This window comes from Mesorhizobium sp. M0991, from assembly GCF_040318915.1.
In the GTDB taxonomy this organism is placed as follows: Bacteria; Pseudomonadota; Alphaproteobacteria; order Rhizobiales; family Rhizobiaceae; genus Mesorhizobium.
This window is the reverse complement of the sequence record NZ_JAMYNE010000031.1, coordinates 37902-57766: the sequence shown is the minus strand read 5'-3', so window position 1 is coordinate 57766 and position 19865 is coordinate 37902. Positions and strand designations below refer to the sequence as shown.

Annotated in this window: 16 protein-coding genes, 1 tRNA gene and 4 pseudogenes; 13 read left to right on the top strand and 8 right to left on the bottom strand. The window is 59.9% G+C overall.

The annotated features are described in order from the left end of the window. Positions 1-85: pseudogene (locus tag NKH70_RS29630) on the bottom strand (IS5/IS1182 family transposase); the annotation flags it as partial. Between the two features lie 296 nt (positions 86-381). After that, positions 382-1423, bottom strand: a pseudogene (locus tag NKH70_RS29625) (IS110 family RNA-guided transposase). Between the two features lie 678 nt (positions 1424-2101). Between NKH70_RS29625 and NKH70_RS29620 the strand changes: the two are divergent. Both NKH70_RS29620 and NKH70_RS29615 read left to right on the top strand, forming a co-directional pair. Further along, entirely contained in the window at positions 2102-2785 is a 684-nt protein-coding gene (locus NKH70_RS29620) for a reverse transcriptase domain-containing protein (RefSeq protein ID WP_353026841.1), read from the top strand. Further along, a complete protein-coding gene (locus NKH70_RS29615; protein ID WP_353026839.1) occupies positions 2685-3356 on the top strand; it encodes a group II intron maturase-specific domain-containing protein in 672 nt (223 codons plus the stop codon). The genes NKH70_RS29620 and NKH70_RS29615 overlap by 101 nt, the downstream gene beginning before the upstream one ends. Positions 3357-3801: 445 nt before the next feature. Here NKH70_RS29615 and NKH70_RS29610 read toward each other — a convergent pair. Continuing rightward, a pseudogene (locus NKH70_RS29610) lies at positions 3802-3978 on the bottom strand (ATP-binding protein); the annotation flags it as partial. Then, positions 3978-5222 (bottom strand): annotated as a pseudogene (gene istA, locus NKH70_RS29605) (IS21 family transposase). The pseudogenes istA and NKH70_RS29610, both read right to left, overlap by 1 nt. A gap of 662 nt (positions 5223-5884) precedes the next feature. Between istA and NKH70_RS29600 the strand changes: the two are divergent. The 5 genes from NKH70_RS29600 (at position 5885) to NKH70_RS29580 (ending at position 11290) form a co-directional block, all read left to right on the top strand. Next, positions 5885-6298 (top strand): transposase, encoded by a 414-nt coding sequence (locus NKH70_RS29600; RefSeq protein ID WP_353026837.1) that lies wholly within the window; start codon positions 5885-5887, stop codon positions 6296-6298. Then, positions 6295-6615 carry an IS66 family insertion sequence element accessory protein TnpB gene (gene tnpB / locus NKH70_RS29595; RefSeq protein WP_353026835.1) on the top strand — a complete coding sequence of 107 codons (321 nt, stop codon included), beginning with the start codon at positions 6295-6297 and terminating at the stop codon, positions 6613-6615. The genes NKH70_RS29600 and tnpB overlap by 4 nt, the downstream gene beginning before the upstream one ends. Before the next feature lie 357 nt (positions 6616-6972). Next, positions 6973-9060 (top strand): recombinase family protein, encoded by a 2088-nt coding sequence (locus NKH70_RS29590; protein WP_353026833.1) that lies wholly within the window; start codon positions 6973-6975, stop codon positions 9058-9060. 312 nt (positions 9061-9372) lie between these two features. Then, positions 9373-10350: an NAD-dependent epimerase/dehydratase family protein gene (locus NKH70_RS29585; RefSeq protein WP_353026831.1), complete on the top strand. Its 978-nt coding sequence runs from the start codon at positions 9373-9375 to the stop codon at positions 10348-10350. Between the two features lie 667 nt (positions 10351-11017). Further along, positions 11018-11290: a hypothetical protein gene (locus tag NKH70_RS29580; RefSeq protein WP_353026829.1), complete on the top strand. Its 273-nt coding sequence runs from the start codon at positions 11018-11020 to the stop codon at positions 11288-11290. 344 nt (positions 11291-11634) lie between these two features. Here NKH70_RS29580 and NKH70_RS29575 read toward each other — a convergent pair. Both NKH70_RS29575 and NKH70_RS29570 read right to left on the bottom strand, forming a co-directional pair. Next, a tRNA-Gln gene (locus tag NKH70_RS29575) sits at positions 11635-11709 on the bottom strand. 128 nt (positions 11710-11837) lie between these two features. Then, positions 11838-12149 carry a VOC family protein gene (locus NKH70_RS29570; RefSeq protein ID WP_353026827.1) on the bottom strand — a complete coding sequence of 104 codons (312 nt, stop codon included), beginning with the start codon at positions 12147-12149 and terminating at the stop codon, positions 11838-11840. A gap of 219 nt (positions 12150-12368) precedes the next feature. On the opposite strand from NKH70_RS29570, the gene ppdK reads away from it, so the two are divergent. From ppdK to NKH70_RS29540, 6 genes are all read left to right on the top strand, one after another. Then, positions 12369-15077 carry a pyruvate, phosphate dikinase gene (gene ppdK / locus NKH70_RS29565; RefSeq protein ID WP_353026825.1) on the top strand — a complete coding sequence of 903 codons (2709 nt, stop codon included), beginning with the start codon at positions 12369-12371 and terminating at the stop codon, positions 15075-15077. Between the two features lie 168 nt (positions 15078-15245). Next, positions 15246-15431, top strand: a complete 186-nt coding sequence (locus tag NKH70_RS29560) for a hypothetical protein (RefSeq protein ID WP_254820493.1) — start codon at positions 15246-15248, stop codon at positions 15429-15431. Between the two features lie 173 nt (positions 15432-15604). Then, positions 15605-15754, top strand: a complete 150-nt coding sequence (locus NKH70_RS29555) for a hypothetical protein (RefSeq protein ID WP_352524146.1) — start codon at positions 15605-15607, stop codon at positions 15752-15754. 120 nt (positions 15755-15874) lie between these two features. After that, positions 15875-16102, top strand: a complete 228-nt coding sequence (locus NKH70_RS29550) for a hypothetical protein (RefSeq protein WP_353026823.1) — start codon at positions 15875-15877, stop codon at positions 16100-16102. Positions 16103-16865: 763 nt separating this feature from the next. Further along, positions 16866-17969 (top strand): glycosyltransferase family 9 protein, encoded by a 1104-nt coding sequence (locus NKH70_RS29545; RefSeq protein ID WP_353026821.1) that lies wholly within the window; start codon positions 16866-16868, stop codon positions 17967-17969. A gap of 140 nt (positions 17970-18109) precedes the next feature. After that, entirely contained in the window at positions 18110-18847 is a 738-nt protein-coding gene (locus tag NKH70_RS29540; protein WP_353026819.1) for a polysaccharide deacetylase family protein, read from the top strand. On the opposite strand, the gene NKH70_RS29535 is transcribed toward NKH70_RS29540, so the two are convergent. Further along, positions 18848-19237, bottom strand: coding sequence for a DUF427 domain-containing protein (locus NKH70_RS29535; protein WP_353026817.1), 390 nt, complete (start codon positions 19235-19237; stop codon positions 18848-18850). A 125-nt stretch (positions 19238-19362) separates the two neighbouring features. Next, the gene (locus NKH70_RS29530) at positions 19363-19749 is read right to left on the bottom strand and encodes a hypothetical protein (RefSeq protein ID WP_353026815.1); all 387 of its coding nucleotides are present in this window, start codon (positions 19747-19749) and stop codon (positions 19363-19365) included. Positions 19750-19865: the final 116 nt, after the last annotated feature.

The following is a 19865-nucleotide window of genomic DNA, read 5'->3' as shown; positions in this document are numbered from 1 at the left end:
CGATGTGACGCTTGCGCCCGTTGATCTTCTTTCCCGCGTCGAAGCCACGAATTCCGCCGCTTTCCGTGGTCTTGACCGATTGGCTTCTCTATTCGGCGCTTTGAAGTCAAGCGCATTAGCTCTTTTCCGCTTCGCCGGCATTGGACGTCTTTCGCGGGGCCTTGCTTCTCTCCGGGATCGGCGCTCTGGCCCTGCCCTCTATGGGGATTCAGAAGAATGGGGTGGAACAATCTGTCGAGCGCCTTGATTGCCGATGATAGGCAATCGAGCCAAGCCAATCGACGAACTCACCTCATCCTCGTCCCGCGAAGGACGCTTTTCCACCCGTAGGTGGAACTGGTGTCGTCCCCGTCTATCGGAGGGGCGATGTTTATTAATTTTTCAGCCGGCGACCGGCATGATTTCCGTCCTGGTCCAGCGGAACTGTGTGCCGTCGCTCCAGATGCGATGCATGATCACCGCCAGCCGGCGGGCGAGCGCAACGATGGTTTTCCGCTGGCCGCGCCGCTTGGCGACGTCCATCGCCCAGGCCTTCAGCCAGGACCATTTCGTCACCCGCGTCAGTAGGGTCTGTGCGGCCTCGTAGAGCAACGTTCGCATCATGCCGTCGCCGCATAACGAGATCCCGCCCACCCGGCGGCTTTCGCCCGATTCATGGAGCGCCGGCGTCAGGCCCAAAATCGGCCCGACCGCCTTGGAGTTGCGGAAGCGGGCGGGGATATCGATCGTCGCGGTGTAAGCCAGCGACGCGACGGGGCCGACACCGGGGATCGACATCAGCCGGCGGCAAACCTCATCATCCCGGACGATCGCCAGAAGCTTGCGGTGCAGGGCGGCAAAATTCTGGCGCAGCTTGCGGCGCGCGTCGAGCAGCGGTTCGACGATCTCGGCCAGATCGAGCATTCCTTCGGTGAGCTCGCGGATCCGCTCCTCAAACTTGAGCGCACCGACCTTGCCAACCTTGAGCCCGAAGTTGCGCAACAGCCCGCGGATGTCGTTCTCGATGGCAATCGCCTTTTCCTTTAAGAGCTTGCGCGCCGTCAGCAGCGCCCGGCGCTTCTGGCTCGTCAGGGTCTTGACATGCACCGGGCGGAACAGATTGACCCGTATCATCTGCGCGATCCCGCGCGCATCATTGCGATCGGTCTTGTTCGGCTGCGCCTTCAGGAAGGCGTTGACGTGACGCGTCTCAATGCAAACCACTGGCAAGCCGGCTTTGGCAAGCCCCTCGAACAGCCATTGCGACAAAGGTCCCGGCTTCAAGCCCGACGCGTTCCAACCGCCAGGCGGGATCCTTGAGCACCCGCGCAAGATCCTCGGGATGGGTCGGCACCTTCACCTCGCGGCACACCGTGCCGGTTTCGTCGACGATGCAAATGGCGGTCTCTTTCACCGAGACGTCCAATCCGGCATAATGTTTCATGCTGCGCTTCTCCTTCCTGATGCTTGTGGCTGTTCCAGACAGACCACGTTCTACCATCAGCTCGAAGCGCAGCACCTCCATGCCGCTCCGCCAAGATGGGGCGCAAGCCGAATACCCCATCGTGTGCCACGAAAGCAAAGCAAGGAGATCAGAATGTAGGATCGCTTCGCAGCAGCTATGCTGCACGAGAGATGAGGGCAGGTCCCTCGGGCTCGGATTGCAGGATCAGGGTCCAAACCGCCACAAGCTGCGTCGGCACAACGGCCGGGGTGGTGAGCGTTGTGGAAAAGTCGGGTCACGAGCCCGGCAGGTAAGTTGCGGGAAGGCGAACGCGAGTGAACCGCTGATGACGTATCGAAAATTCGGACAGAAGTTGTCGAAACCAGAGATGGATGGGATCTCTGGGATAAGCCCGGCGGGTGCCTGCATATTGGCCGGGCGGCAACCGGTACAAAGGCGGCGCGAGCCCGTGACAGGCTCTTGTGCGGAACGTGGGAACCTGTGTCACGATGCCAAGGGAGAACCCGGAGACGGCAGCCCCGTCGAGGGCAGAGCACCGATGCGTGACATAGGGGCGGACGGGTTCGTAATAGTGATGAAACCCGGTAATGCGGGCGGAGCGAAGGGACCCGATTTTTCCAGCCAAGGTCAGAGGTCAACCGGAAACGGGAGGAGCCGATGACTGAGGCAAAGCCGTATCAGATTTCCAAACACCTCGTTCTGGAAGCCTGGAAACAGGTGAAAGCGAACCACGGTGCGGCGGGTGTGGATGGCGTCTCCATCGAGATGTTCGAAAAAGACCTGAAGAGGAACCTCTACAAGGTCTGGAATCGTATGTCTTCAGGAGCGTACTTTCCTTCGCCTGTTCGTCTCGTGGAAATCCCCAAGGCGAATGGAGGGATACGCCCTTTGGGCATCAGCACCATCGCCGATCGTGTGGCGCAGACGGTCGTCAAGATGGTTCTGGAGCCGGAGGTGGAGCCAATTTTCCACTCTGACTCCTACGGCTATCGTCCCGACCGTTCGGCGCTTGATGCGGTGGGGAAAGCGCGACAACGCTGCTGGAAGTTCGACTGGGTTATCGATCTGGATATTAAGTCTTTCTTCGACTCAATTCCATGGAACCTGATCGAAAAAGTCGTTGCTCACCATACGAAACTGAGCTGGGTCCGTCTTTATGTAAAGCGGTGGCTGTTGGCCCCAATGGAGCAAAAAGACGGTACTCTCATAGGGGAGAACATGCGGAACCCCTCAGGGTTCTGTGGTCTCTCCGGTGATCGCCAACTTGATTCTGCACTATGCATTCGACCTGTGGATGCAGAGAACATTCCCTCTTCTGTGTTTCGAAAGATATGCGGATGACGCGATTGTCCACTGTAGAACAGAGCGTGAAGCCCAAATCGTGGTGGAGGCAATACGAGGGCGTCTTGCTGAATGTGGTCTTGAACTCCATCCGGAGAAAACAAGGATCGTTTACTGCAAGGACAGCAATCGTAGGGAAGATTACGAGCATATCTCGTTCGACTTTCTCGGCTACACATTCCAGCCACGTGAAGCCAGAGGCCGAAATGGCAAAAGGTTCACGAACTTTCTGCCTGCTATCAGCAACAAGGCGGCCAAGGGCATCCGGCAAACTATCCGCAAATGGCGGACTGATCTGACCGGAAACGCTCAATGGCTCGAAGATCTTGCAAAACTGATCGACCCCGTGGTGCGAGGATGGTTGAACTATTACGGGCGATACTATCGCTCAGAATGCGTCAACGTTCTGCAACACGTGAATGAGGTACTCGCCCAGTGGGTGAGAAGGAAATATAAAAGGTTCAAGCACCGGAAAACTGCTGCGACATACTGGCTTGGACGGCTCGCTAAGCGGGATCCGGACATCCTGTATTTGTGGAAGATAGGTGTCCGACCAACGGCTGGAAAATAGAAGCCGGATGACGCGAGAGTGTCATGTCCGGTTTCGTGAGCGCGGAGAGGTGAAATTCCTCTCCGCTACTCGACTTGGACGGTGCGTTCTTGGCGCATTGTCGGCTCCGGCGGTGGCAGATTGTGCTTTGGAATCAGTGGCATGAGACCAAAGTGTACCTGAAACCGCCGGGCCTTGCCTGCGCAAAGTTCCGATTCACGCAATAATATCAATATGTTGGCGTTTGTGGACGGAAACTAGCTAGCATAGCACGCGCCCCGGCGCAGTCCTACGAGCTACTCCTTGAACGGTGCTCCATTACGCGCCGCGCCGGTTTGCGCCAGGACGGGCACATTTGCCAAGCGTCATGAATTGTCTAGTCGCTCATATCGCAACGCTGATGTTCCGCCGCCCGCGCCCATCCTGGCAGGACAACTCGATCGTCATAAGTGGTATGCATTGTCAATATCCGCCGCTCGTCACGCCGCGCGATCTCGCGCGACACAAGGAGAGCCAAAGCCTCGCGCAAGGTCATCTTCGAGCGTGCGGCCTCATCCAGCAGCGTGTCGAGTTGATCGCGGATTGCCGTCAGCTTCAACCGGTCGAGTGTCGCAACCAGCATGTCGTGATCCACGGTCGTCATCACCAGCCTCCCCCGACAACCGCTCGTATTCCGCCAGCGGCCGCAGCAAGGCGCAGGGGAGCAATCTCTTTAGGGGCTGCTGCGCGCACTGGTCCCTCGGCGCCAGCCACGCCGACAAAATGCGCCCGATCCACGATCCGTTGTCGGCGGCCTTGGCATTGGGAATGATCAGCCACCACCCGGCCCGCATGACGGATGATGACGCGACCGGCCAGAACCACTACCTGAACGCTCTCTCCGATCAGGCGCCAGGGCACTGAGTAGCTGTTCGTATCGAGGTCGATCGCGCAGTCCGCCTGAACCTTGCGCACCAGATCACGTAGTTGTCCGAACGGCGCCCGGCCTGCAAGCGGCCGAAGCGCACCGGCCTCAGCGGCAAAACGTTCCGCAGGCGCGACGCCGGTCGTGCCATGCTCACGCTGGTCGGCAATCTCGCGCGTCCACCGATCCAGATGCGCCTCGAACGCCGCCCAGCTCTCGAAACGGCGGGCGATCGCGTTCTTCTTGACGTAGGCGACCCCACGCTCGTCCTTGCCCTTCGTGCGGGCCCGATATGGCGCGCAAGCTCGTGGCGTAAAGCCCCAGTAGCGGGCAAAGGCATGCAGTCGGGCATTGAACCTCACCTCGCGCGTCACCGCGTCATGGTGCTCGACCAGAGCCTTCGCATTATCCAGCAGAACCTCCGCTGGAACCCCGCTGAAGCGCAGGAAGGCTCCTTCCATCCCATCAAACCAGTCCGCCTGGCGCTCCCGTAAAGAGGGGCGGATATGCACCCGTCGCGAATAGCCCAGCGTCCCCACGAACAGGTGAACGCGCAACCGCTCGCCGCCGATCCACACGCGCGTATCGCCAAAGTCGATCTGCATCTGATGACCTGGCGCCGTCTCAAAGCGAACCGTCGCGCGCTTCTGCGCCTTCAATTCCCGCCGCCAGCGCTTCACTCTCAGCTCCACCGAGCGAAGCCCGATCACGATACCATGTTCGCTCGCCAATTCCTGGCGAATGACATCCGCGTTTCCATCATGACGAAAGAAACGCTCTCTAAGCCAATCGTCCAGACCGTCGAATGCAGTTCGACGAGCAGGCTGGCGATACGCCACGACACCACCTTCACGCAGATAGCGGCGAACCGTATTGCGCGCGCAACCGAACTCTTGCGCAATGCGCTTCGCGCCCCAGCCGACCTCATGGAGCCGAACCATCGCTGAAACTTCTTCCCCCGACCGCATCTCCTCAACCCGCATTGTTGTCGACAAGGCGAGCTTCGATGGAAATTCTTCTTGCCTCCACTGATCCTCTCAAAAATGAGGGGTCAGTTCTTCGTTTCGTTAGGGGGTCAGTTTCTCACTTCGCCTGACACAAGCTCAAGGCGCATCTGCGCGCAAAGGCCGTCAGAACCATCGACGCCCTATGGCAGGCCATCGGCGACATCTGCAATCTCTTCTCCCCAACATAATGCAGAAACTACTTCTCCGCCGCAGGATAGGGACTCACATGAACGTCCGAAGCTCTAAGTGTTTAGTCTAGCTGATCAGCCACCAGACGATCGGACCAAATATCACGACGATGATGACCAGAAGCCACAATGATGGGCCTTCGTCTCCGTCGAGAGGTTCGTTCTCACCAGACATGGACATCTTTCATCCGAACCAGTCGTGAAAAAGGGGGGGCAGGCGGCTCGGGGGTTACAAATCCGACGAGCGAACAAGCGGTCTGTGACGGACCCACTCGAACCGGCTAATGCCGCGCCCTTTGACCTGACTAACCCAAGCCCATGAAAACCTCAACAGCTAGCTCGTGGAAGGTAAGCGCCACGCCGCTCCCCTCGTGCGGGGCATGAGGTGAATGTGCGAAGAATCCCCCCGATCGCGAGAGACGGAGGGCCTACGTGGGAGCAGACGGCAAAATGGACGTCGATTTGGACGTCCCAACAGCTGGCTACGCAGGCCGGCTCGAGGTTCTGGAAGGTCCAACGGGACGGCGGGTTCGCTCGGAGGCTGAGAGAGCCCGGATTGCGGCCGAGAGCCTGATGCCGGGGGTGCAGGTGGCGGCGGTCGCACGCAAGCATGGCGCGACCCGCTGGCAGGTCTACGATTGGCGGCGTCGCCTTCGTCAGGGGCAACTGGCACTGCCGGAAAGCATGGCGCCGATGTTCGCGCAGTTGATGGTGGACGAAACATCGGTGCCTCAGCGGAGGATGAGGCCATCGAAATCGACGCCGGCGAAGGTGGAGATCGTGATCGACGACATGGTGATCCGAACGGCGGTTGACCTCGAGCAGCTGTCGCAGGTGATCCGAGCGGTTCGGGCCTCGCGATGATTGCACCGGGCAACGATCTGAAGATCTACGTGGCGACCCGGCCGGTTGACTTCCGGCGCGGCATGGACGGATTGGCATTGGCTGTGCAGGAGATGCTAGGCCTCGACCCGTTCTGTGGGGCAGCCTTCGTGTTCCGGGCCAAAAGGGCTGACAGGATCAAGATTTTGGTGTGGGATCGCACCGGCCTTGTGCTGGTGCACAAGCGGCTCGAGGGCTCGAAGTTCGTCTGGCCGCAGGTTCGCGACGGCGTGATGCGCATGTCGCCGGCGATGTTCGCGGCCTTGTTCGAAGGCCTACAGGAATATCCCTGCTGGTGAGTCTGACGAATCATCGGTCGAAGTGGTCCGGGTATTGGATCCGTGTCATCCGCTTTACGGGCGATCCTTCCGTGTGATCCGCCGAGTTGCCCATCACCGCGGCAATTTTCCACCATCATACGAAGTCGAGCACCGTGATGGATCAACATTGCTGATCCCTGTGACAGCAACTCAGAAGTATGTAGAGAAGGCGAATCAGACTAAGTTGAGTGTCGAGGCGGTTCGGGATCTTGTCGCGGTGGCGGAATGTCTCGAAGGTCATGACCATAGACCCCAAGAGCCTATGGGCGACGCTGTCACCAGCTTTGCGGCGTCAAATCCTCGACGACGTCGCCGCGGTTCTGGCGGAGGTGTCTCGTGAAGTCCGAACTGGTCAAGCCAACTCATCTGGCGCGCAGAGCGGTTGTTTACGTCCGACAGTCGACGCCACACCAGATGGTAAGCAATCAAGAGAGCCTGCGGCTGCAGTACGCGCTTCGCGTGCGCGCCCGCGAACTCGGCTGGCATGACGCCGATATCGACGTCATCGATGCCGATCTCGGCTTGAGCGGAGCCTCAGCTGCAAAACGGAATGGCTTCAAGGAACTCGTCGGTCGGGTCGGCCTGAGCGAGATCGGGTTGATCCTCTCGATAGACGTCACGCGGCTGGCTCGCAATTGTTCCGATTGGTATCCGCTCCTGGATATCTGCGGCCTGCGCGGTTGCCTCATTGCCGATCGCGATGGCGTCTATGATCCCGGCAGCGCCAATGGTCGCCTGCTTCTCGGCTTGAAGGGAACGATCTCGGAGCTTGAGCTGCATACGATCCGAAGCCGTCTGACGGCCGGTCTGCTTGCCAAGGCCGAGCGCGGCGAGCTTGCACTAACACTGCCCGTCGGCTTGGTGCGCGATCCAAGCGGGGTGGTTGTCAAAGATCCAGATCTCGCCGTTCAGGAGCGGCTTGAGCTTATATTCGAGACATTCCTGAAGTTCCGCACCGTCGCCAAGGTCATGCGTGTGCTGAATGATCGTGGCCTGGCTCTGCCGCGCCGCGACTGGCACGGCGAACTTCACTGGGCGCGAGCGACGGTCTCGGCGGTGGCGGCAGTCCTGAAGAATCCCGCTTACGCCGGTGCCTTCGTCTATGGACGAACCCGCCTTCGTGCCGCCACGGGAGAAGGCGGTTCGCCGGGAAAGGTGCCGCGGCCAATCGATGAATGGCGCATCGTCGTGAAGGGCCGGTATCCACCCTACATCGACTGGCCAACCTATGAGAAGATCCGCGACATCGTACGAGACAACCGGGCCGAATATATGCGCATCAAAACGAGAGGTGCCCCTCGCAATGGCGAACTTCTCCTGCATGGCATCGCTTGGTGCGGGCGATGCGGCCACAAGATGTACGTTCGCTACAAGGGTGGCGGAGAGTATGTGTGCAATCACCTGCGCTCACACACGGGCTTGCCTGCGTGCCAGTACATCCGTGCTCCACGCGTGGATGCCGCTGTGGCCGCCGCATTCTTGACGGCGCTGGCTCCCGCCGAGCTTGACGCACTATCGCGGGCGCGGCGGGCACAGCAGCAAGTCGACAAGGCCTTGCGCACGAGCGCGGAGCGTGAGCTTGAGCGCAAGCGCTATGCTGCGGCACTGGCAGAGCGGCAGTTCAACCGCGTCGATCCTGACAACCGTCTTGTCGCCGGCGAACTCGAGCGTCGGTGGGAGGCTGCATTGAGCGAAGTCCGCGCTGCCGAGGAAGCCCTCGCTCGGCAAGCGTCGGCTGAGCCTGTTGCGCAATTGGCATTGGGCAAGGTCCTCAACAGTAAGGTAGTCGCCCTGTCCGGCTGCCTGCCGCAGATCTGGGCGGGCGACGCCACGACGGATGCTCATCGCAAGGCGCTATTGCGGTGCCTGATCGAAAAGATCGTTCTCGATCGCGGCGAGCGCGACGTTGCTCTGGTCAGGATCGTGTGGCGAGGCGGCGCGGTGACCGAACTTGAAGTGAAGATGAAGGTTAACTCCGTCGCCAAGCTCACGCGCGGTGGAGAGATGCGCGCGCGTCTGATCGAACTCGCGCAGGCCGGCATGCCTGACAATGAGATTTCCGCCGTCCTCACCCGGGAGGGGCACCACTCGCCCAATTGCTCGGACAAGGTCCTGCCGATCACTGTGCAGCGGATCCGGCTCGGTGCCGGGATCAGGATAACGACGCAGCGCAACCGATGGACCCACGAGTTCACTTCGCTCAGCGCCACACAACTGGCCGCACGGCTGAACATCCCCGTCAATTGGATCTACGTGCAGATCAGGCAGAAGCGCCTCTTGATCGACCGTCAGTCGACTGGAGCTTACCTGTTCCAAAACTCGCCTTCCGTAATCGATGCGGTCCGTGACCTCCGCAACCACACCATTAGCCACCTTGATCTGAGAATCATTCAGCTTCACCAGGAGGGGCATCAACATGCGTGATCGTTGAAGGTACTGACGCAGTGCAGGGTCGCGACACAAATCTGAAGGTCGAGCAGGGTGGTTTGGCAATATGGCCAAGGTTGTGTGGGGGCGTGGATCCCGGATCTGCGGTGATCAAATCCCCCGCGGGCGGCACTTCCGATTCGGCGCACGGCAAAACTGGTTGATTGATCGGTACTGCAAAGTCGGAAATTGCGAACAGCCTAATTGAGGCGGCACCGATTGAACCGGTGAACGAGCGATGGTACCTAGCGCGCTCCGCAAGGCCCACCTGTTCTAGGTGCGTCAATTGTGTCGTCGAGAGGGTTTCACTTGCCGATCTTAGTCACAGGTGCAGCTGGTTTTATTGGAAGCCACGTTTGTCTTAAGCTTCTGGAACGTGGCGACGACGTTCTGGGTGTGGACAATGTGAACGACTATTATGACCCGAGACTGAAGAGAGCACGGCTGGCGCGCTTGGCCGGAGCCTCGAGGTTTTCCTTTCTTGAAATTGATATCGCGGAGCCCATGGCTCTTGCGCGAGCTCTAAGCGGGCAGAAAATAACCAAGGTCGTTCATCTCGCGGCACAAGCTGGGGTGCGCTATTCGCTAGAAAATCCCCGAGCCTATATCCGGTCCAACATCAGCGGTCACCTTGAGGTTCTAGAATTTTGTCGTGGCTGCTCCGGCTTTGAGCACTTGGTCTATGCGTCATCGAGCTCGGTTTACGGGGGAAACCAGAAAGTGCCGTTCAGCGAGAGCGATCGGGTCGATAGTCCGGTGTCGCTTTACGCGGCCACCAAAAAGTCGGATGAATTAATGAGCCACACCTACGCTCATCTATTTCGTCTGCGGCAGACCGGTCTGAGATTTTTTACGGTCTATGGTCCCTGGGGCCGGCCCGACATGGCCTATTGGATATTCACCAAGGCCATACTTGAAGGCAAGCCGATCCGCGTGTTCAACAACGGCGAGATGCGGCGCGATTTCACCTATATAGACGACGTCGTGGAGGCGGTTATTGCCGTGGTTGACAAGCCGCCTTTGACAGACGCTCCGCCCGGCAGAATCTACAATGTTGGGAACAACCAGCCAGCTCGGCTCGGCGACTTCATTGATATCCTGGAAAAACTGTTGGGTGTAAAGGCAAACCGCCAATCCGAGACCATGCAGCCCGGCGATGTGGCGCAGACCTTTGCCGACATGACATTGTTGGAGCAAGACTTTGGATTCAAACCGCGAACTTCACTGGAGATCGGCCTGGGCAAGTTCGTAAACTGGTATCAATCAGAATGGACAGGAGGACTGTGACAATGAAGCCAAGGCCATCGAGCAAATCGGCACGCCAAAGATAGGAACTACTGCTCCATACAATCGCAAGCCACTAGCAACGCTTGTAATGTCCGTCGGAATTCTCTGGCTGGCCGCACAAAAAGCCTTGGCTTATTAGTTGTTCCGCGAGATCGGCCCCTTTCTCAGTAAAACATTGAGCGACGACAAATTTGTTGAGTCTTGGGGCGACAAGGCCGTCACAAGGCGTGCCGACTCCCACTGGCTTGCAGGTGACCATCTGCGGCGGGAACCGCTCCCTTGCGGCTTCGGACACAAGGCTGCTCATCCCAGCCGGTTTCGTGAAAGTTGCGCCGCACAAGATCACGTGCTTGGAACCGACCATGATGTCTCTAATATCCTTTATGAGGAGCGTGCCCCTAAAAGCTACAGGGCCATCGACTCTGACCGGCGGAGATCGTTTGTGGTCATTTGCTTGCAGGAGGGTAAGGATGCCCCATGTAAACAGCGCGAAAAACATAGCTAGAACGGCATACAACCGCCAAGACATACCTGATTGCCCCATGGTTCATACATAAGCGGCTTTATTTGCCGTCGCGGAAAGCAATTAAGCATAGATACTCAGCCGCGCTTTCCTAGCGGCCGCGAATTGCGCCGGTCTTTGCCTGTCGGCGGGCACGACCTCGGCTTGCATGCTCTCGAAAGGGAACTGGTCTATAATCAGCCGTCAAGTGGCCCGACCAACAAGCGAGCTGGCACAGCTGACCGCCGCCAGACCGCATGCAATGCCAATCCAATCGGCGGCAAAGTCAAGCCCATCAAAATCCCGCCTTATCAAGGCCGTACCTTGAAGGACCTCTATCGCAGCGCCAACCAAGGCGAGGAAGAGAATCAAGTTCGCTTTGCGTTCCGGCCATCCGAGGCCCCCAACAAATGTCAGCGCGACGAAGCAGTGGCGTGATTCAGCTTATCATAGTGAAAACCGACATCGAGTCCGAATTCTTCAACGCTGCACGGGTAGAAGCGCAATCGCAAGTGCGGCAAGCAGCATGACAAAAAAGCTATTCTTTCGGAGGCCCACTGTAATCTCATTCTGTTCCAACAAATGAACTGTTGCGGTTGAACCGTGGTGGGCAAGCTTCAACTCGCGACTGAACCGTCGCCCCGAATCCTCTTTCCTCATCAGTCCTCCTTGCGGAGAACTGTTACCCTTTTTGTGTCTCAGTTCAGGGGTGCACTACACCATGTCTCCGGTATAAGGTATAAACCGTAACCTATGTGGCCGGAATGGACCCCTTTTGCGCGTGGCTGGGGCGCCAGGATTCGAACCTGGGAATGTCGGTACCAAAAACCGATGCCTTACCACTTGGCGACGCCCCAACAGCCGAGGACATGCCCGCTGCGCGCGGCCTTATAAGACGAGCCGTGGGAAAGCTCAACGGCGAAGATACCAACCGCTTGTTTTTGGTCTGCCGGTCTCGTTTGCAATCGTCGCTTTGGATGCGCGGCTATTGGCTCCAGACCGCCATCTCATTACCGGCAGGATCTTTGAAATGGAACCGCCTGCCGCCCGGAAATGAAAAGATCGGCTCGAAGATGGTGCCGCCCCCATTCTCGAAGGCGCTCAATATTTCCTCCAGCTTTTCGGAATAGACCACGGGCAACGGCTTGGACGGCGCATCTTCGGCATCCGCCTGAAAACCGCCGTCCAGCCCTTCGGCAAAGGCTGAATAGGTCGGCCCGTAATCGGTAAACGACCATGAGAAGGCCGCGCTGTAAAAAGCCTTCACCCTGTCCAGTGTCCTGCCTGTCGCCGGCATTTCCAGATAATCAGCTTTCCGGTCACTCTCATCTCTCTGCCATTATTGTTCTTGTTATGTTCTACACAAGTGTGCCCAAAACGCAGGTCTTTTGGGCGCTGCTTTTCATTAATCGATTGTAGAGGCCGGTCGGCTTTGCCGATCCCTTGCCTTTCGCACTGCAGCATCATATCGCTCGATTGGTCAGTATTTCCAATCTCCTGCAACCGGGGAGCAAGCATGACCAAGTGGGTCTACACCTTTGGCGACGGCGCGGCGGAAGGCCGTGCCAGCGACCGCAATCTGCTCGGCGGCAAGGGCGCCAACCTGGCCGAAATGTGCAGCCTGGGCCTGCCGGTGCCGCCGGGCTTCACCATCACCAGCGAGGTCTGCAACGTCTATTACGCCAACGGCCACACGTACCCGGCTTCGCTGGAAACGGACGTTGCGGTCGCGCTCGACCACATCGGTCGGCTGACCGGGCGCCGTTTCGGCGATACCTCGAAACTGCTTTTGGTGTCGGTTCGCTCAGGTGCGCGCGCCTCGATGCCAGGCATGATGGACACCGTGCTCAATCTCGGCCTGAATGACGAGACGGTCGAAGCCTTGGCCGCCGATTCAGGCGATCCGCGTTTTGCCTATGACAGCTACCGCCGTTTCATCCAGATGTATTCCGATGTCGTCATGGGCCTCGACCATGAGGTGTTTGAGGAAATTCTCGAAGACCAGAAGGGCGGCCTCGGCCATGAGCTCGACACCGAGCTGACGACCATCGAATGGCAAGGCGTGATCGCGCTCTACAAGGCCAAGGTCGAGGAGGAGCTCGGCAAGCCGTTTCCGCAGGATCCGCACGAGCAGCTCTGGGGCGCCATCGGCGCGGTGTTTTCCAGTTGGATGAACAACCGCGCTATCACCTACCGGCGCCTGCACGACATCCCCGAAAGCTGGGGCACGGCGGTCAACGTCCAGGCCATGGTCTTCGGCAATATGGGCGACACTTCGGCCACCGGCGTAGCCTTCACCCGCAATCCGTCGACCGGCGAAAAGCAGCTTTATGGCGAGTTCCTGGTCAACGCCCAGGGCGAGGATGTCGTGGCCGGCATCCGCACACCGCAGAACATCACCGAAGCTGCGCGCATTGCCGCCGGCTCCGACAAGCCGTCGCTGCAGAAGCTGATGCCGGATGCCTTCCAGGCATTCGTCAGCATCTCCGACCGCCTGGAAAAGCACTACCGCGACATGCAGGATCTCGAATTCACCATCGAACGCGGCAAATTATGGATGCTGCAGACCAGGTCCGGCAAGCGGACCGCCAAAGCGGCGCTGAAGATTGCCGTCGACATGGCCAGGGATGGACTGATTTCGAAGGAGGAGGCCGTCGCCCGCATCGATCCGGCCTCGCTCGACCAGTTGCTGCATCCGACGATTGATCCGAAGGCGGCACGCGACATCATCGGCGTCGGCCTGCCGGCTTCGCCGGGTGCTGCCACCGGCGAGATCGTCTTTTCCTCCAATGACGCCGAGGAGGCGAAGGCGCAAGGCCGCAAGGCGATCCTGGTGCGCATCGAAACCAGCCCCGAGGACATTCACGGCATGCACGCGGCCGAAGGCATCCTGACGACGCGCGGCGGCATGACCAGCCACGCCGCCGTGGTGGCGCGCGGCATGGGCAAGCCTTGCGTTTCGGGTGCGGGCTCGCTGCGCGTCGACTACAAGGCCGGCACGCTGATGGCGATGGGAGCGACCTTCCGCAAGGGCGACATCATCACCATCGACGGCTCCAACGGCCAGGTGCTGAAGGGCGCCGTGCCGATGCTGCAGCCCGAACTCTCGGGCGATTTCGCCGCCATCATGGCATGGGCCGACGGCGCGCGCCGCATGAAGGTGCGCACCAATGCCGAGACGCCGCTCGATGCGCGCATGGCGCGCTCCTTCGGCGCCGAAGGCATCGGGCTTTGCCGCACCGAGCACATGTTCTTCGACGGCGATCGCATCATTGCCATGCGCGAGATGATCCTGGCCGATACGGAAAAGGATCGGCGAACGGCGCTGGCCAAGCTGTTGCCGATGCAGCGCTCGGATTTCCTCGAACTGTTCGAGATCATGGCCGGCCTGCCGGTGACGATCCGCCTGCTCGATCCGCCGCTGCACGAATTCCTGCCCAAGACCGAGGAGGAGGTGGCCGAGGTCGCCGCCGCCATGAACGTATCGCCGGACAAGCTCAGGCGGCGCACCGAAGCGCTGCACGAGTTCAATCCGATGCTTGGCCATCGCGGTTGCCGGCTTGCCGTCTCCTATCCCGAGATCGCCGAGATGCAGGCGCGCGCCATTTTCGAGGCGGCCATCGAGGCCGGCAGGAAGGCTGTCGCGCTGGTGGTCCCGGAGATCATGGTACCGCTGGTCGGGCTGGTGACGGAGCTCGAGTTCGTCAAGGCACGCATTGACGCCGTCGCCAAAAGCGTGATGGAAGAGACCGGCGTCAGGATCGATTATCTGACAGGCACGATGATCGAACTGCCGCGCGCCGCCATCCGCGCCCATGTCATCGCCGAGGCGGCAGAATTCTTCTCTTTCGGCACCAACGATCTGACCCAGACAACCTTCGGCATCTCGCGCGACGACGCGGCCTCGTTCCTCGAGACCTATCGGAAAAAAGGCATTATCGAGCAGGATCCGTTCGTGTCGCTTGACATAGACGGTGTCGGCGAGCTGGTGCGGATGGCGGCAGAGAAGGGCAGGGCGACGCGGCCCGACATCAAGCTCGGCATCTGCGGCGAGCATGGAGGCGATCCGGCATCGATCCATTTCTGTGAGAAGGTTGGCCTCGACTATGTGTCATGCTCGCCTTACCGGGTGCCAATTGCCAGGTTGGCTGCCGCGCAGGCGGCGGTACAGGCTGCGAAAGCCGGGGACCTGAATAAATCTGATCGAAGGGATTCGGACAGATAAGCACGGTGACCACGGAAATTCTTACTGCCTGACGCCGAGCTTGGGGCATCGCGACCCTTTGGATGCACAGCAAGAATATTGCACTGTCTAGTTGTTTGATCCCTCCGCGCAGCAAGTGTAAGTTGATGCTTTCAATCGGCCGTGTGAAATGGGCGCGGGATGGTGAACATGTCTGATGATGAACAAACCGCTGCGGCGCGCTGGACGGTGAAGTCCGAACTCCGCGCGGTCGGCCGCGACAAGCCGCTGCTGCTGGTGCTGGCGGCGATCCTCTGCCTCTATTGTGCATTTATCGCCGGACCGATCGTCTATGCGGTGCTGGCCATCAACGGCATTGCAGATTTCTTCAAATGAAGCCGGTTCCGGCGATCTCGCTCCGTTCCGGCGTGCTGCGTCTATCGGCCCCGAAATTGCTTGACCTGGACGAAATTGCTTAGCCGGGATGAAACTGTTCCCGTCTATCGTTCGTAGCTTTAGGGGGTGCGGGAGGACACGTGACGATAAGAATCAGGCTTCCGGGCGGGACCTTGAAGATCAAGAAAAGGGAGGAGCTGCGGCGCCGCGAGCAGAAGGGCGAGGTACCGGTTTGGCAGGTCGGCAATTACTTCGTCATCTGGTGGCCGAGCGGCATGTCCGATCGCCCATCCTCGCCCAAAAAATCCTCGCCCAAGAAATAACCCGCGCATCCGACGATCTCGGCTGGGCACTGACGCCTCCGTGCGGGATCAGGAACCGCCGTGCGCGCCCAAACCTCCGACGGCCGCTCAACTAGCCCAGAAATAGTCAGGAGGCAGGCATTGACTCTTCCGCTACGGAAGGTCTCTGGTGCTGCATTGCACAATGGGGCGGCGGAATCGATGGCGGTGCGTATCAGGATGCCTGGCGGCACGCTGAAGGTGAAGGTGTACCGCGAATTGCGCGACCGCGAGCGCGCCCGCCGCATACCCGTCGTCAAGATCGGCCGGATCTATTTCACCTGGTGGTCGAACCGGCAAAGCGCCGTCAATGATCAGCCGCTGGGCTGACCCACCTGACGCTCGCGGCCTGGCGAGGCGCCTCCCCCTCTATTACCGCATTGCACATCATTGCTGCGCTGCACAACGGGAGTTGGACCGATGACGGTGCGTATCAAGTTGCCGGGCGGCACCTTGAAATTGAAGACCTATCGCGAATTGCGAACTCGGGAACGCGACCGGCGCGTGCCTGTCATGAAGATGGGCTCGCTGTATTTTGTCTGGTCGAAGTCTCAAAGTCCTCAGGAAAAGCCACACGACAGCCCTCGGTAAACCCAGCACGCCTTGCACCATCATCAGTGTTCGCGCGGAGTGCAAACGAGGGCGGTGACGAGCCATAGTTTGGGGTGGCAATAGCTGTCGTGAAGTCGGGCTCGAGCCATCTTGCACTGTGTGACCAGAGAGCTGTGCCGCTGGTTGAACGCGAACAAGGCTTTCGTCTGACGGTTGGAGGTCAACCGGTTCTTGGCGCATTGCGCGAGCCCTTTCACGCACGGCTAAGGCCGTGGAGCACGCACTGTGACCTGGCGCCTTGATAGAGATTTTAAGATCGCCGCTGCGACTTTGGTCTGGTCAATCTGGAACGGATAGATGCGCCGTGCAAGCAGCGATGCAGGCTGCAAAGAACGGCCGCGGATAAGAGTTGGAGTCCACTAGCATCTGACCTTACCGATTTGTAACCAAATTCACGCGAACGTGCGCCTGACGGCTCCAAATCCCGACATCGTTTCTGCCCAGTTTCCGGCTCCCGAACCCGCCCCGGTGCCAGAAACAGATGTTGCAGAACCCGCCCACGCACGTCCGCTCGATTCTTATCCTCCAGACGAAATTCATCGGCGATCTTGTCCTCGCCTCCGCGCTCGCCAGTAACCTGCGCCTCGAATATCCACGGGCCAGAATCGTATTCCTTTGCGAGGCGAGTTTTGCCAGTTTCTTGACGGCTCATGGCATCGCCTCGGACGTGGTGGCGTTCCGGCGCGCGCGCATGCGTGGCACCCCTCTGGAGCGTGGCAGCGAGCTTTATGCGATGGTGCGCGCTCTGCGCCGGTTCCGGTTTGACCTGACCATCGACCTGGCCGATTCCAAAACCTCACGCATCATCGTCCGGCTCGTCAATGCCAAGACCCGCGTCGGATACGATCCTCCCGAAAAACCGTTGCGCTGGCTGGAAAGCCAGCCCGCCAACGTCGCAGCCAAGCCGTTTGGCTTTGGTGGTCAGCATTATCTCTACCGCTATCTTTCGCCGCTTGAGGCGCTTGGCGTGGAGTTGCGTGCGCAGGTCCCAACGATTCAGCCGCTGCCGTTGGAGACCGCCAGGGCGTTGACGCTTCTCCACCGGCATCACCTTCGGCGTAACGCCTTCATCGCCGTTCATGCGGGAGCGAGCTTCCGGGGGCGGCAATGGCAGCCGGAACGTTTTGCGCTGGCGATCGACGAGATTTCGCGGCAGACCGGGTTGGACTTCCTGCTTGTCGGTGGCCCCGATGAACGGGCATCTGCCGAGCGCATCATCGCCAAGGCCGCTTCGCCGGTCGTCAACGTCGTCGGGGCGATGTCGCTTGCAACGCTGCTGGCGGTCCTCGGACAGGCACGCCTGTTTCTCGGGAACGAGAGTGGCCCGATGCACATGGCCGCCGCCGCGGGAACGCCGGTTGTCGGCCTCTTCGGCCTGACCGACCCGGCCGTGTGGGGTCCTGTCGGTGTGGCCAATGTTACGCTGCGGCCCTCCATGCCTTGCGAGTGCATAGCCAGGGACCTGTGCCGCCGGCCCGATCCGAGCAAGGCTTGCTGCGTCTGGCGGCTAGAGGTCAAAGCGGTTGTCGACGCGGTGCGCGCGATGCTTTCACGTACGGTTAAGGACGTGGAGCACGCATTGTGACCCCGCGCTTGCCAAAGGTCAGGCCCGCGGTCAAATTGCCGCTGCCGACGCTTTTGCAGGGGTATCGTCCCGATTTCCGCCTTGATGCCGGTCTTGGGGTCGCCGCTTCAACTTTGATCTGGCCGACCTGGAAATAATCAATGCGCCTGTTCCAAAAGCTTTTTTGCGCAGTTGCGATATCGCTGTGGGCTGTCTCTCCCGGCAACGCCCAATTGCTCGTCGAACCGACGCTGCACATCAAGGCCGAGGTGGGCAGCGGCCGCGTCGCGCTGACGCTCGATGCCTGCGGCGGGAAGACCGACACGCGGATTCTCTCGGCGCTGGTGGAAAACAAGATTCCCGCCACCATTTTCGTTACCGGCATCTGGCTCAAGCACAACGCCGTCGCCGTCGAGATCATGCGGGCGCATCCCGAACTGTTTGAATTGGAAAACCATGGCGGCCGCCACGTCCCGGCCGTCGACACGCCGCAAAGGGTCTACGGCATTCGCAGTGCCGGCAGCTCGGAGGCCGTGCTGGCCGAGGTCGAATCCGGCGCCGCCGCTCTTGCCGTGACCGGCGAACCGGCGCCGAAATGGTTTCGCGGCGCAACCGCCGAATACAGCCCGTCGGCAATCGCGATGATACGCAAGCTTGGCTTCAAGATCGCCGGATTCTCGATCAACGGCGACGGCGGCTCGTTGCTCGGTGCAAAAGAGACCGCCCGGCGCATTGCCGCGGCAAAGGACGGCGACGTCATCATCGCTCACATCAACCAGCCGACCCATGCGGCCGGCGAAGGTGTGGTGCAGGGGCTTCTGGCGCTGAAGGAGAAAGGCCTTACCTTCGTGCGGCTCGACGATGCCGACGGTGTTGGCGATGAAGGCACCACCGACTGATCAGTCGGGCGTGGCCTCGATGGTCACCTTGTTTGGATAGAACGCGCCGTGATCGCGGATGTCCGCCATCTCGTCGAAGGGCTGCTCATAGGCCCACATCGCATCCTTGCCTGCATCGCCGGCGGGCAGCACGCTCCAATAGCTGGCATCGCCCTTGTAGGGGCAATGGGTCGAGTGTTCGGTCTTGCCAAGTTGCTTGAAGTCGATGTCGTCGAACGGAATGTAGAAAACAGGGAGGTATGGAGGTTCGGTCAGCACCTTGACCTTGTTGGACGACGCGATGACGACATCGCCGGCACGCACCGTCAGGGTGCCTTTGTAAGGCGCGACGGTGATGACCTTGCCCGGATTGCGTTGGAAGCCGGGTGCCGGGTTTGCGATTTGGTCCATGTCGGATCTCCTTGCCTCAACCCCAAGATGTGTCTGGCAAGAGCCTTGCGCAAGACCTGCCTGCCACCAGGCGGGCGTCGCCCGTGGGGGGAAGTCTCGCCTCTTTCTTCCGCTTCGCCGAAAACTCAGGCGGCGGCCTGGAATGCATCCATCAGCCCGGCATAGGCGGCGGCAATGCCGGCCACCGGATTGGTGCTTTTCGCGGTGGTCTCGACCTTCAAAGCACCACCGCTGGTCGGCAAGGTGAGCAGCAGGAACTGGCGATTGCCGCCATCGCCGACCGATGCGGCGGCGACGTGCTGGGCTTCGCCCTCGTTCTCGACGCACATCTTGAACAAGAGCGTGCCGCCGACAGCTTCGAGGGCGCCGCCGACGACCTCGACGAATTCATCTTCGGAAACGGTTTTGCCGTCGGGAACCAGATCGGCCGGCGCCACATCGGTCGCCACCAGATCAGCCAGGCTTTCGGCAAGCGTATCTTCGAGGGCTTTGTCGTCGAGCTGCGCGTCCATGCGAACCTCTTTCATTCGCCAATCGCGCCCCACCCATTAATCAACGTTAACGCCGAGCATGGCCGGATTGTGGCGAATTCGGCCTCATTTCGCTTTGTGCACCGCTCCAGCCCGGT